A 12,938-nucleotide genomic window follows, 5' to 3' on the forward strand; every position below is an offset into this window, starting at 1 on the left:
ATGGAAATTGATGTTGGATAAAGACTGAGGCGCCTCCCATTCCGCCAGCATGAACACCAGCGAAACGGGTCAGCGCATTAATGCACAAGGATCAGAACGTCACACTGGCGCTCAGCCGTGCCGTACGCGGCTCGCCAACATTGACCTGCAGCTGACTGCCCGTGGAAGACGGGTAGTACTGTTTGTCGAACAGGTTGTCGACGTTGAATTGCAGCGAAGTCTTGTAGCCGAACATCGGCGCTTCCCACCGTACGAAGGCATCGGCCACGGTGTAGCTGCTCAGCCAGAAATCGTTGGCGTTGTTGGCGGCGCGCTCGCCGACGTAACGTGCGCCACCGCCGGCATGCCAGGCTCCGAACTCCGCAGGAACGTTCAGGTGATGTGTGAGGTACAGGCTCGCGGTGTGCTTCGGCGCATCGGCGAGGCGGTGACCTTCGTCATCCGGATCATCGAGGATTTCCGTGTGGGTGTAGGCGTAGGTGCCGATCAGGTCCCAGCGCTCGGCCACACGCCCCGTGATGTCCAGTTCCAGGCCCTGTGAGCCGACCTTGCCTGCCGCCTCCGAGAGGCTGACGCCATTGACCGTCTGAGTGGTCACGACGTTTTTCTTGACGATGTCGAACAGCGCAAGGTTGATGTTCAGCCCCGGCAACGGGTCGTATTTCGCGCCGACTTCGTAGCTACGGCCCTCCTCCGGATCGAATGTGTGGCCGGCATCGTCGACTTCGGTATTGGGTTTGAACGAACGGCTGTAGTTGCCGTACAGCGACAAGGTATCGGTGGCTTTGTAGACCAGGCCCAAAAACGGCACGAAGGCATCGCCGTTATCGTCGCGGTTGACGGTATAGCTGCTGCCGCGGCCCTGATCGCTGTACTGATCGTAATGCTGCTGACGACCACCGAGGACCAGGATCCAGCGGTCATCGAGGTGCCAGTTATCCTTGAAGTACAGGGAGCTGGAGGTCAGCTGATTGCTCAGGTCACTTTGCGCGGCGCTGACGAGGCTGGGCTCGGCCAGACGCCCATAAACCGGCGCGGTGATGTCGAAGCCTGACCGCGGGGCATTACGGTAGGTTTTGCCACGGAATTGGTCGGAAGCTTCGGTATCCGCGCCGATCAGCAGGTCATGGCGTTGGCCGAACAGTTCTTGCTGGCCGATGAAATCCCAGCTGGCGTAGCGGGTCTCATCGTCGTAGTGAGCGCCATTGGCGGCACGTCGCAGATTGTTGCCGGTCAACGAATTCGGCTGGGCTATCGAGAGGCTGTAGCGGTCGTTGTTCCATCCGTAAGTGACGCGGGTTTTCCAATCGTCACTCAGCTGATACTCGAAACGCGCGGTGGCCGTTTCACGGATGCCTACACTTTTGGCCCATTTTTCGTCGAGGCGCTTGTCGTAGTCGATGTCAGCCGGATGACCGTTGGTGAACACGGTGCCGCGGTCAAAGGGATTGGAGTATTCGTTGTACTCATAGCTCAACGTCAGGCTGGCACGGTCACCGGTCCAGCTCAGCGATGGCGCGACCAGGGTGCTCTCATTCACACCGTAGTTGCGCCAGTAATCTTCATGGCCGCGTTCGGCAATCAGGCGATAGGCCAGGCCCGTATCTCCCATCGGCCCGGTAGTGTCGACGGCCAGAGTGCCGCCGCCTTCGCTGTAGGCTGAGCCGCTCAGGGTGGTGCTCTGGGTGTATTCGGGCTTCTTGCTGATCACGTTGATCAATCCACCGGGCTCCAGCGCGCCGTACAGCATCGAAGCAGGCCCTTTGAGTACTTCCACACGATCCGTTGTGGCGCTGAAGTTGTGCCCCATGTTGGAACGCACGCCATCGCGCAGGATCGAGCCGTCATCGTTGGTGCCGAAACCGCGCTTGACCAGCGAGTCCCGCGAGCCGCCCAAGGTATTGCCCTGACTGACGCCGCTGACGAACTTCATCGCGTCGTCCAGCGAGCGCACCTGATAGTCGGCCAGGGTTTGCCGGGTGACGACATTGATCGATTGCGCCTCTTCCTTGATCGGCACATTGCTTTTGCTCGCGGTGCTGGCTTGAGAGGTGGTGTAGCTCGTGTCTTGGCTGACGCGGCTTGCCTGAATATCAGTGGTCGGCAGTTCGAGGGCTTGCTGTGCCCACAGAGGGCTGGCAAACATCACGCAGGAGAGCGTTGGCAATGCGTGTTTCATGAAGACCTTGCGGCGGGCAAACGGGTGGGGCTGGCTCAAGACGTCGCACTCGATGAGTTAGTAGTAACGATTCTCATTGTATTGTGCGATAGATTTTCAGTAAACACCCTTCGCGGCTCATCTGCGCGCTCTTGCCCCCCGCATCGGCAGGGTTTGTGTGCTGACTGCCGGTGTCTATTTCAGCCAGAGCTTTGTATGCGTCAAAAAAATCACCTGTTAAAACAACTGGTTGAAGCGCCTTAATAGATTATTGGACAGAAGGCTATATTTTTGACTAGTGACATTTGACAGGCCGTCTGGAGTGGTCGATACCTAAGAGGGTCGACGTATAACAAAAGATGTAACTCCATTAACAGATATACGTCGCCCCCTGCGTTTAAGTACACGACCGAAAGTGCTTGTTTTTCAAAGGACCGGGAGTTCGGACCCTGCGGTAGCTTTGCCCATTGCAAAGAATACCCTTCCTCTGATGACGCGGCGATATCACTTATAGCGTTAAGTAACGTTTACACTTTCGATCAAGAGTTCTGATTGAGCACGGCCCAAGTAATAGAACCTTAGCGCACCAGGGCGGCGTACGCGCCAGATTATTGACTGACCATTTTTTGTCATCTTTATTTGTTCATTACATGCTTCATTGTTGATACACCTGTTCCATCGACTTAACACTTTCGCGACGCCATATTCTCTAAAGAGTTCATTGGAAGGGCGAGCATTGTTGATGCGCGAACAGGCATGCTTTAACCCATACTACGGAGCTTGCCAGAAATGCTGACGAGTACCCAAGGTGCCAACTGGTATCTTTTACAGTGCAAGCCGCGTCAGGATGAACGGGCACAAATCAATTTATTGCGACAAAACTACGTCATATTTTGCCCGCAAATTATTAGCGAGCGCCTGATTCATGGCAAACCCCATCAATCGCTTGAACCTCTCTTCCCAGGGTATCTTTTCATCCAGCTGAGTCGTGACGACAAATGGGCGCCCTTGCGTTCTACCCGCGGTGTGAGCCGCATTGTCGATTTCAATCAGGGCCCGGCAACGGTCCCGGACGACGTCATCGAGCATCTGCGCACCCGGTGTTACAAACCACCAGAATTGCACACACCCCAACCGTTCAAGCCTGGGGAAACACTGCAAATAACCCGAGGGCCATTGTCGACACTTGAAGGTATTTTCCTGAGCATGTTAGGCGATGAACGAGTCATGATTCTTCTTCACTTCTTGAATAGAGAACATCACGTTCGTGTGCCATTGACTGATATCGAGCGATCACGGCCTCATTTATAAACTTTTTAATTAGCGCACTTTACAACAACCTGCGCAGCCCCAAATAGCCAGCACTCTTTTGAATTATTGCACTCTGCCCAGTTATTAATTCAACTTACACACTCCTTCTCATGAATGAATTATTGATAGCCACCAGCATTACACAACCACATTCACCCACTGTTTTTCCGGTCTATAGTCATTGAACTCACCCCCAAGGAGCAATGACATGACCCTCAAGACCCGCGGCCCTTTCGCACTGATCATGATGTACTTATGTCCCGGAACGGCCTGGAGTCTTGATCCCCAGTCCATTGATATCTATGGGTTCGACTTCACCCCTACCCTGCTGTTTTCAGAAAGTTATGACGACAATTTCCGCGAACTGGAGCGGGCGGAGTCTTCCATGGTGACAAAAGTGGCGCCGACTTTCGAACTCAAGGCTGAAGACCGCAACAGTGCCACCCGACTTATCTGGCAGCCTACCCGGTACATTTATCATGACGACTCGGATGCTTCTAATACAGCACAACGCTTGCGACTCAATAGCATCATGGAATTCACCGACCGACATCGCCTGAAACTTGAAGCGGAAGCGCGTAAATACGAGCGTACGACGTCGACCGCTGTCGATGGCATTAATGACAAGATTCGCAGTAACCGCGTCAATGGCCTCTATACCTTCGGCGCCAGGAGCGCTGCCAATCAGATCGATCTGGGCGCCAGCTACGCTCAACTTCGCTACGACAATTCAGGCGGCATCAACGACGACAAAGAGCGCGATACCACTGGCCTGACCAGCACCTGGTACCACCGCATCGGCAGCAACACACGTGGATTGCTGGAATACGACCATACCGACTTTGATTACCGATCCAACACCCGTCTCAACAGCACATCCGATGCGGTCCTCGCCGGTGCCGAATGGGATTTCACCGCACGCACCACCGGTAAAGTCCGCGTTGGTTATGAGCGCAAAAACTTCGATGACAGCAGTGTCGATGACCTCAGTAACCCGACCTGGCAGGTGGATCTGCGATGGAAACCACGAACCTATTCGACCTTCTCGTTTGTTGCCCGCCAGGCCATGGCCGAGGGCGACGACGGTGCTGATGCCGTCAAGACCACCTCGGCCCTGGTCGGCTGGCGTCATGGCTGGACCGAACGCATCACCACGGTGGCCGAAGTCGGGCTGGCTCGCTATGAATACGAAGGGCAGGAGCGCACTGATGACCTTCGTGACTACAACCTCGCCGTGGAATACGCAATGCGCCGCTGGCTGGATATCGAGCTGGGCTATCGCTACCGCAAGGATGACTCCGATGCTGACAATCAGAGTTTTGAGCGCAACATTTTCTTGCTCAGCTTCAACGTAAGCCTTTAAGAGGTTTTCTTTATGAACTCGCGAATGCTTGGCTTGTTGTTAGTGCCGTGGCTGTTGCCCGCGACTTTTGCAGCAGACACCGGCGCCCAGTACAAACTGGCGGCCGGCGATGTATTGCGCATCACCGTGTTCGGTGAGCGGGATCTGAGCTTCGAGAAAATCCGTCTCAACGATGCCGGAATGTTCTCCTATCCATTCCTGGGTGAAATTGCCGCCAAGGGACTCACGCCCAAACAGGTAGAAAAGGTCATCGTCGACGGACTGAAGCAAGGTTACCTGGTCGATCCCAAGGTCAGCCTCAACCTGATCGCCTACCGCTCGTTCTATATCAATGGCGAAGTACAGAAACCCGGCAGCTATCCGTTCGAACCCGGGCTGACGCTGGAGAAAGCCATCGCCCTGGGCGGCGGCCTGACCGAGCGAGCCTCGATCAAGCGGGTGACCATCGTGCGCGGCGATGGCTCCCCACCACTGACCGACAAGGTCACGCGCAGCACTGCCATCGCACCCGGTGACACCATATCCATTGCACAAGGCTTTTTCTAATCATGGACAACAGCCCTAGCATATATGTCGAACGTCCGATCCAGCCGCACGTGCCGCAGCATCAGCAGTACAGCGAGGAAAAGGACACCATTGACCTGCTCAAATACTGGAGGGTGATCTGGCGCGCCCATTGGAAAATTGGCTGGTTGGTATTGCTTGGCTGTGCGCTGGCGATGGCCACGCTGTCGTTCATTCCGCAGCAGTACATCGGCAGTACCACCTTGCTGATCAAAGAAAAAACGCCACCGCTGCTGGCCTTCCAGCAAGTCACGGATTCGAGTTCCGGTACCGTCGATTATTTGCAGACGCAATTGGCACTCCTGCAATCGCGGGACCTTGCCGAACGGGCGGTAAAAAAGCTGAACCTCACCACACACCCAGTGACCGATCCACGCCAGCAACCACAGCCATGGTTCGCCCCGCGCAGATGGTTGGCATCGCTTGAGCTTGGCCAATGGCTGCCCGTAGTAGGCCGTTTGGCACCGGTTCAGGTGGTGCCCTCTGAAGCCGATGTCTTCAACCAAGTCACGCAGAACCTCATGCAGCGCACGAGCGTCAAATTCGTCGGCAAGAGCCAGCTGATCAAAATAGAGGTGGAGTTGCCCGACCCTGGCTTGGCGGCCGCTACCGCCAATGCGATTGCCCAAAGCTTCATCGACAGTCAGCTCGACAACAGCCTCAAATCCTCGCAGACCAATACCAGCTGGATGAATTCACGCCTGATCGAGTTGCGTAATAACCTGCGCAATGCCGAAAACAAGCTTCAGGGCTATCGGGAAGAACAAGGCCTGGTTGATGTCGGCGGTGTGGCTACCATCAGCGCCAATGAACTGGAATTGACCGGCAACCGCATGATCGATGCCCGCCGTAATCTGGCAGAGGCCGAGAGCCAGTACCGTCAGGTACAGACCCTGAGCAATGGCAACCTGAGCAAACTGTCCAGTGTGCCGGCGGTCCTGAGTAATCCTTTGGTGCAGAAATTCCAGGCGCAACAGGCCAAGGCCCAAGCCAAGGTCGAGGAATTGTCCGGACGCTACGGGGCAAAACATCCGACCCTGGCGGCCGCTCGCGCCGAACTGCGTATGGCCACCGACAGTTTGCGCCTGCAGGTTCAGCAGGTGGTTGCCGGTATCGAACGTGAATACCAACTGTCCCTGGCCAATGAAAACTCACTGCGTAAGTCATTCAACAGCAACAAGGCGCAATTACAGGACATTTCGCGCAAAGAGTTCCAACTGCGTGAGTTTCAGCGTGAAGTCGACAGCAGCCGCGCGCTGTATGAGACCTTCATTACCCGTTTGAAAGAAACCGCGGCCACCTCGGACATGGACTCCACCAAGGCACGCGTCGTCGACCCTGCGATTGTTCCTCTGGAACCCAGCAAGCCGCGTAAAACACTGATTCTGGCGATTGTCGCCGTCGTGTCCGCGCTGGTCGGCGTAGTGCTGGCATTGCTGTCGGAATCCCTGAACAAAACCTTCAAGACCGACGAAGCAATCGAAAGCACGCTTGACGTTCCCCTGCTCAGCGTGGTGCCGCTGGTCACGAGGAAAAGCCGCCGGCAACTCGCGCGACTGTTCGACGACAACGACCATCCGCGTTTTTGCGAGACCATCCGCAACCTGCGCACCTGGTTGATGTTGCACAGCGGCGACACGTCGTCACAGGTGGTACTCGTTGCCTCGACCATGGCCGAGGAGGGTAAAAGCACCATCGCCAACAACCTGGCGTACTCGCTCACCATGCTCGAGCGTGTCTTGTTGATCGATGCCGACATGCGCAAACCCAGCCTGTCGCTCAACTTTGATTTCCCGCCCAACAGCCCGGGATTGGCCAATGTTCTGGCGGGCACTGCGCGGCTCGAGGACTGTATCCGCACTGTCGGCAATCTCGACATGCTGCCGGCCGGGAAGCTGTCGCCACCACCGCTGGATCTGCTCAGCTCGCCGCGCCTGGCCCCAATGCTTGAGGCGCTGAAGTCGCGGTACCAACGCATCATTATCGACTCTCCGCCTGCACAAATGGTCAGCGATGCATTGTTGCTGGCCAAGCATTCGGACGCGGTGATCTACGTGATCAAGGCCGAAAGCACGCCTGTCAGCCAGGTGCAGAAGTCCCTTGCGATGCTGCAGCAGAGTCATGCGCCGGTGTTCGGTGTAGTGCTTAACCAGGTTGACCTGAGCAAGGCCCGCAAACAGGGCTACAGCCATTCCGATACGTTCCAGAACTACGACTACATGTCCCGGTAAAACCTTGCGTCTGTGACACCCGTAGTCTTCCTCCCAACTTCTACCAAAAGCTGCTTCATCCCAGTCGAGCTATACCAGCGTGCGGGAACGAGGGCGTGCAGTGTTCGGCGCCGAAGTCCAACCCATGCCCGGAGGTTGCGCCGATGACATCGCTCTACACCGCTCAAATGACGCGTCGCCGAGGTCTGACCTTCTGGGGCCAATGGCTGTGCGCAATAACCCTGGCCAACCTGCTGCTGATGTTGCTGGTGTATTGGCGCGTCGGCAGCCTGACCAGTGAATACCGCGTCCTGATGATTCTCACCGCGCTCGGTTCGGTGCCGATCTACAGCATCATGCAGGTTTACCACAAGCGTCATGAGTGGTTGTCCGGGCTCGGTCGGCTGCTGGTGGCCTGGATGATTTTGCTGGCCGTTCTGAGCAGCATTGCCTTCGTCACCCAAACCAGCGTGATTTTCTCGCGGCAGGTGATCATCGTCTGGGCCGTGCTGGGTTACCTGGTCCAGGCGGCGAGCTTTTTGCCCCTGCATTATCTGGCCCGACTGCATTCTCACAAGCTCTGCAACGAGCGCCGCGCGGTGATCATCGGGACGTGTCCGACCGCGCAAAAGCTGGCGAGGAAACTGTCCAGACGCAATCGCGTACCGCTATTGGGTTTTATCGCAACCGCCGACCATACCGGCCCGGCACCGAGCGTTTTGCCGCTATTGGGGCGCATCGATGAGGTTCGCGAAATCATCACCCGTCTGCACATACGCCGCGTGTACATCGTTTTGCCGATGGCACAAGCCGCCATCATTGAAGCGCTGTACATCGACCTTCTGGACATGAATGTCGACGTGGTCTGGATCCCTGATTTCGGCAGCATGGTGCTGCTCAATCAGTCGATCTCGGAAATAGAGCGAATGCCGGCCATCTACCTCAACGAGAGTCTGATCAGTTCGCACCCCGGCAGCCTGCTCTGCAAAGAGCTGTTCGAACGTAGCCTGGCCGCCGTGTCCATTGTTGTGCTCAGCCCCTTGCTGCTGATCGTGGCGGCAGCCGTGAAGCTGTCATCGCCCGGCCCGGTGTTGTTCAAACAAAATCGCTATGGCTGGAACGCTGAGGTGATCAAGGTCTGGAAGTTTCGATCGATGCGTGTGCACGACGACAACGAAGTGCGTCAGGCCACCCGCGAGGATGACCGCGTTACGCCACTTGGGCGTTTCTTGCGCCGCAGTTCCATCGACGAGCTACCGCAACTGTTCAACGTGCTTTGCGGCGAAATGGCCCTGGTCGGCCCGCGACCGCATGCGGTCACGCACAACATTTATTACACCGGCAAGGTTCGCGCCTACATGGCCCGTCATCGCCTCAAACCGGGAATCACCGGGTTGGCCCAGATCACCGGGCATCGAGGTGAAACCCAGACGTTGGAAAAAATGCAGCAGCGCGTCGCCCAGGACCTCAACTACATCAACCAGTGGTCGCTGTGGCTCGACATCAAGATTCTGGTCAAGACCCCTTTTACGTTGTTCTCAAAAGACACTTACTGAGGCATTACCGCGCGACTCAGCCAAGGCGTAACAAAAGGAGAAACATCCGTGTCAGACAAAGCCCCCCCCTTAGCGCATTCAGTGTGCGTCGTGATCCCTATGTACAACGGCGCCGACAGCATTGAGCAAACACTGGCGTCCCTGGTCGGGCAAACTCGACTGCCCGATCACGTCATCGTCGTCGACGATGGTTCCACCGATGACGGACCACAACGGGTCAAAGACTTCGCGGCGCCGTTTCGCCTGACGCTGTTGCAGCAAGCCAACGAAGGCCAGGCCAGCGCCCGCAACCACGGATTGCGGCACAGTGAAGAGACTTTTGTGGCGTTGCTCGATGCCGATGACCAATGGCGTCCGCAAAAGCTGGAGAAACAATTGGCACTGTATGACGAACTCAGCCGTCAGGGACGGCCGGTGGGGCTGATCGACTGCTACACGCAGGTCAATTACAGCGACGGCAGGCAGCAAGTGGACGACCGGTGCAAGAACGGCAGGCATTTCTACGATTTCATCCACGCCAACGTCGTCAATGGCGTATCCACCGCGCTGGTCAAGCGCGACGTGATCATGCATTTCGGCGGCTTCGATGCCAGCCTGCGTTACTCCGAAGACCGCTTCATGTGGACCCGAATAGCCGAATACTGGGAGATCCACACGGTGCCACAGGTGCTGCTGGATCGCACGGTCAACAGCGGCAACATGACCGCGCAACCGCAAAAGTACTACCTGAACAAGATCAGGTTCATCGAAGTGTACCTCGCCCGCTATGGCGCGCAGCTCAGCAAGCAGCAACGGATCGATTTCGTGCTGGGCAACCACACCGATTTTCTCAATGCATTTTCCCGACGCGGCGAGCATGCCCAGGTGATCGGCGTGTACCGGCAAATGCTGGAATATTCCTGGCAAACACTGATCTTCGCCAATGGCAAACCGACCTTGCGCTACCTCTATGCTCGCGTCAGATCATTGCGCAAGGCAACGGCGTCAACCACCGCTACCTGAAAAATTCAAAATCTGCAGGGGTATCAGTCTTCATTCGAAATTCCGGCGCCCATTGAGGTGAAGTGATGCCGATGTTTAAAGAATATCTGCTGGCACTACTGCTGACGGTTTCGCTTGTTTGCAACGCAGCACAAGCGCCTTCCGGTGCACCCACCAGCGGGCTCGTGCTGTGGCTGGACGCGGCCGATGCTTCAACAATGACCCTGGATGCGCAAAACCGTCTCCAGCGCTGGAGCGACAAATCCGGCAAGTCCAATGACGCCACAGTAGACGATGCCGCCTTGCAGCCACAGCGGATGGCAAACGCCCTGAATGGTCATTCGGTAGTGCGTTTCAGTGGCGCTTCGGCGTTTCTCGGCAAAACAATCCGTACGGCCAAAGGCCCTGTGACGATATTGATCGTGTCCCGTCGATTGCCCGAACAAGCCCCGGGGGATCCCTGGCAACGGTTGTTCAGCTCACGCCCGCAAATCGCCAACAACGATAACGTGTTGCCGAATTTCGCCATCAGCCTGCAACAGGCCACCGCGTACGAGCCGACCTTTTCCGTCCTGGAGCTTTACGATGTGCCGATTGGTCCGTATGCAGTCGGGCGCAACGTCGTCGGCAATTCCGACAACTTTCGCGGCGACATCGCAGAAGTGCTGGTGTACGACCGTCCGTTTGCCTCCCTCGCAGAGCGCCAGCGTGCATTTCAGTACCTGGCAGACAAGTGGTCAGTTGCCATCCCCTCACAGGCCGATACCTGGACTCGTGTCGGACCACTAGGCACATTGCCGACCCGGACCAACGCCAATCTGCCGCTGTCCGATCAGACCAATGCCGGTCGGTGGATTCTCGACACGAAACTGTCCGACGACTTCAATGGCACAACCCTCGACCCCGGGCGCTGGCACGTCAACAATGCCATAGGGAACGAATCGCTCGGACGCAAACCGGCGCTTTTCACTCCGCGCAACGCCACCGTCAGCAATGGCAACCTGAACATTGTCTTTCGCAAGGAAACCTTGCCGCAGAAGTACGAGCTACTCGGTTTCAAGGACTACACCTCTGCCATGGTTCGAACCATTGAACGCGGCTTCTACGGATATTACGAAGCACATGCCAAACCCATGAACTCCGCAGGTTCCAGCGCATTCTGGCTCGCCTGGACGGGCATGGCTGACAACGCAACCGAAATCGACATCTTCGAAATCGGCGGCAAGACGAAAGACGCTGCCTTCGATCGGCTATACAACATGAACGCCCACGTGTGGGCCACGCCACAAAGCACCGAACATATCGCCAACGGCAGCACCTGGGTCAGCCCTTGGCGCCTGGCAAGTGCCTTTCATGTCTACGGCTTCGACTGGCGGCCCGACACCCTGCGCTGGTACGTCGATGGCGTGCTGGTCAGGGAATCGAAGAACACCCACTTCTTCTTCCCCATGCAAATCGTCTTTGACAGTGAGGCCATGTGGAAATGGTTCGGCGTGGTCGACGATGCTGACCTGCCCTCCACCTTCAGCATCGACTACGTCAAGGTATGGCAACGTGCTCAATAGCCGTCACACGGCGCTATAAGGTTCGCCCCGGGGCAAAATTTCAATCGGCAGGGTGGTCTGTTTTCAATCAGCGCCAACACGTTTGGAGCGCATAGACATGATCAAGCGCCGGGTGAATGAATTAGACTTGCTGCGCTTCCTTGCTGCTTTCGCAGTAGTGATTTTTCACTATGCTTTTCGCGGGTATGCAAGGGGCGACATGTCTACTATGCCCTACCCGCTATTGGCTGAACCTGCCAAATACGGTTATTTAGGAGTCGAACTGTTTTTTATGATCAGCGGATTCGTCATTCTGATGACCGCTTCGAGCAATAATCTCAAAGTATTCTTCATCTCCCGCGTCGTTCGCCTCTACCCTGCTTTCCTGGTGTGCTGCACCCTCACTTTTCTAATCACGCTTGCCATCGGACAGCCAAGGTATACGGCTGATTTTTATCAATACATTGTTAACATGACATTGCTTAGCGACTTGATGGGCGTCCCGTCGATAGATGGCGTTTACTGGTCTCTCTTTGTAGAAATCAAATTTTACCTGATGATATCCATTCTGTTGGGTCTGAAGAAAATAGAAAAAATAGAGACCTACCTCGTACTCTGGCTACTCATCTCCGCCATAGTAGAAGCATTCACTTTTGAAAAGATTCGCTCGATATTAATTACCGATTACTCTGCTTACTTCATCGCGGGCGCCACCTTCTACATAATATGGGCCAAGGGCTTCACTAAAACACGAGTCTTCCTGTTGGCCGGTGCTTTAGCATTAGCCTGTTACACCGCAATTGTATGGGCCGCATCGATCGAAACCAAATATGCAACCGAATTCAATCCTCTGATCATATGCGGCGTAATTATCCTGTTCTTCATGACGTTTTTTTTGATCGCAACGAACAAAACGGCAGCCATAGGGAACTTGAACTGGACGACGTTAGGAGCCCTGACCTACCCACTTTACCTATTACATCAAATGATCGGCTTTATGATCTTTAACCTTGCTTATCCAATGGTGAACCCGCACATACTGCTATGGGGCACCACCGCCTTGATGATATGGGCCTCTTATATCATCCACAAAAGAATAGAAGTCCCCATGGCCAGGCAAATCAAAAAAATCCTTTTATTATCCCTCAACCGTGTCAGAGACTGATCAGCCCTGGCAGAGCGCCTCCTTCACACGACCCTCAACCCAGACATGGCGTCCAGCCGAGCTGAAAATTATTTCCAAAACAAATG

9 protein-coding genes are annotated in these 12,938 nt (G+C 55.7%); 8 read left to right on the plus strand and 1 reads right to left on the minus strand.

From position 1 onward, the window contains the following. Positions 1-91 precede the first annotated feature (91 nt). Positions 92-2,218 (minus strand): TonB-dependent siderophore receptor, encoded by a 2,127-nt coding sequence (locus NHU87_RS18325; protein WP_253551409.1) that lies wholly within the window; start codon positions 2,216-2,218, stop codon positions 92-94. Positions 2,219-2,947: 729 nt separating this feature from the next. Between NHU87_RS18325 and rfaH the strand changes: the two genes are divergently transcribed. The 8 genes from rfaH to NHU87_RS18365 all read left to right on the plus strand — a co-directional run bounded on the left by rfaH (position 2,948) and on the right by NHU87_RS18365 (position 12,852). After that, positions 2,948-3,469: a transcription/translation regulatory transformer protein RfaH gene (gene rfaH, locus NHU87_RS18330; protein ID WP_253551410.1), complete on the plus strand. Its 522-nt coding sequence runs from the start codon at positions 2,948-2,950 to the stop codon at positions 3,467-3,469. Positions 3,470-3,677: 208 nt separating this feature from the next. Beyond that, positions 3,678-4,832 (plus strand): outer membrane beta-barrel protein, encoded by a 1,155-nt coding sequence (locus NHU87_RS18335; protein WP_253551411.1) that lies wholly within the window; start codon positions 3,678-3,680, stop codon positions 4,830-4,832. A gap of 12 nt (positions 4,833-4,844) precedes the next feature. Beyond that, the gene (locus NHU87_RS18340) at positions 4,845-5,378 is read left to right on the plus strand and encodes a polysaccharide biosynthesis/export family protein (RefSeq protein ID WP_253551412.1); all 534 of its coding nucleotides are present in this window, start codon (positions 4,845-4,847) and stop codon (positions 5,376-5,378) included. 2 nt (positions 5,379-5,380) lie between these two features. Continuing rightward, positions 5,381-7,627: a GumC family protein gene (locus NHU87_RS18345; RefSeq protein WP_253551413.1), complete on the plus strand. Its 2,247-nt coding sequence runs from the start codon at positions 5,381-5,383 to the stop codon at positions 7,625-7,627. 143 nt (positions 7,628-7,770) lie between these two features. After that, positions 7,771-9,162, plus strand: a complete 1,392-nt coding sequence (locus NHU87_RS18350; protein ID WP_253551414.1) for an undecaprenyl-phosphate glucose phosphotransferase — start codon at positions 7,771-7,773, stop codon at positions 9,160-9,162. A gap of 48 nt (positions 9,163-9,210) precedes the next feature. Continuing rightward, positions 9,211-10,164 (plus strand): glycosyltransferase family 2 protein, encoded by a 954-nt coding sequence (locus NHU87_RS18355; protein ID WP_253551415.1) that lies wholly within the window; start codon positions 9,211-9,213, stop codon positions 10,162-10,164. 65 nt (positions 10,165-10,229) lie between these two features. Beyond that, positions 10,230-11,708: a family 16 glycosylhydrolase gene (locus tag NHU87_RS18360; protein ID WP_253551416.1), complete on the plus strand. Its 1,479-nt coding sequence runs from the start codon at positions 10,230-10,232 to the stop codon at positions 11,706-11,708. A 97-nt stretch (positions 11,709-11,805) separates the two neighbouring features. Next, positions 11,806-12,852, plus strand: coding sequence for an acyltransferase family protein (locus NHU87_RS18365; protein WP_253551417.1), 1,047 nt, complete (start codon positions 11,806-11,808; stop codon positions 12,850-12,852). Positions 12,853-12,938 lie beyond the last annotated feature (86 nt).

Origin of the sequence: Pseudomonas mandelii, assembly GCF_024138395.1 — a bacterium.
In the GTDB taxonomy this organism is placed as follows: Bacteria; Pseudomonadota; Gammaproteobacteria; order Pseudomonadales; family Pseudomonadaceae; genus Aquipseudomonas; species Aquipseudomonas mandelii_E.

Coding starts and splice junctions, on each gene's coding strand:
- NHU87_RS18335 (WP_253551411.1), top strand. CDS start 3,678: ATGACCCTCAAGACCCGCGGCCCTTTCGCACTGATCATGATGTACTTA.
- NHU87_RS18365 (WP_253551417.1), top strand. CDS start 11,806: ATGATCAAGCGCCGGGTGAATGAATTAGACTTGCTGCGCTTCCTTGCT.
- NHU87_RS18360 (WP_253551416.1), top strand. CDS start 10,230: ATGCCGATGTTTAAAGAATATCTGCTGGCACTACTGCTGACGGTTTCG.
- rfaH (WP_253551410.1), top strand. CDS start 2,948: ATGCTGACGAGTACCCAAGGTGCCAACTGGTATCTTTTACAGTGCAAG.
- NHU87_RS18345 (WP_253551413.1), top strand. CDS start 5,381: ATGGACAACAGCCCTAGCATATATGTCGAACGTCCGATCCAGCCGCAC.
- NHU87_RS18350 (WP_253551414.1), top strand. CDS start 7,771: ATGACATCGCTCTACACCGCTCAAATGACGCGTCGCCGAGGTCTGACC.
- NHU87_RS18340 (WP_253551412.1), top strand. CDS start 4,845: ATGAACTCGCGAATGCTTGGCTTGTTGTTAGTGCCGTGGCTGTTGCCC.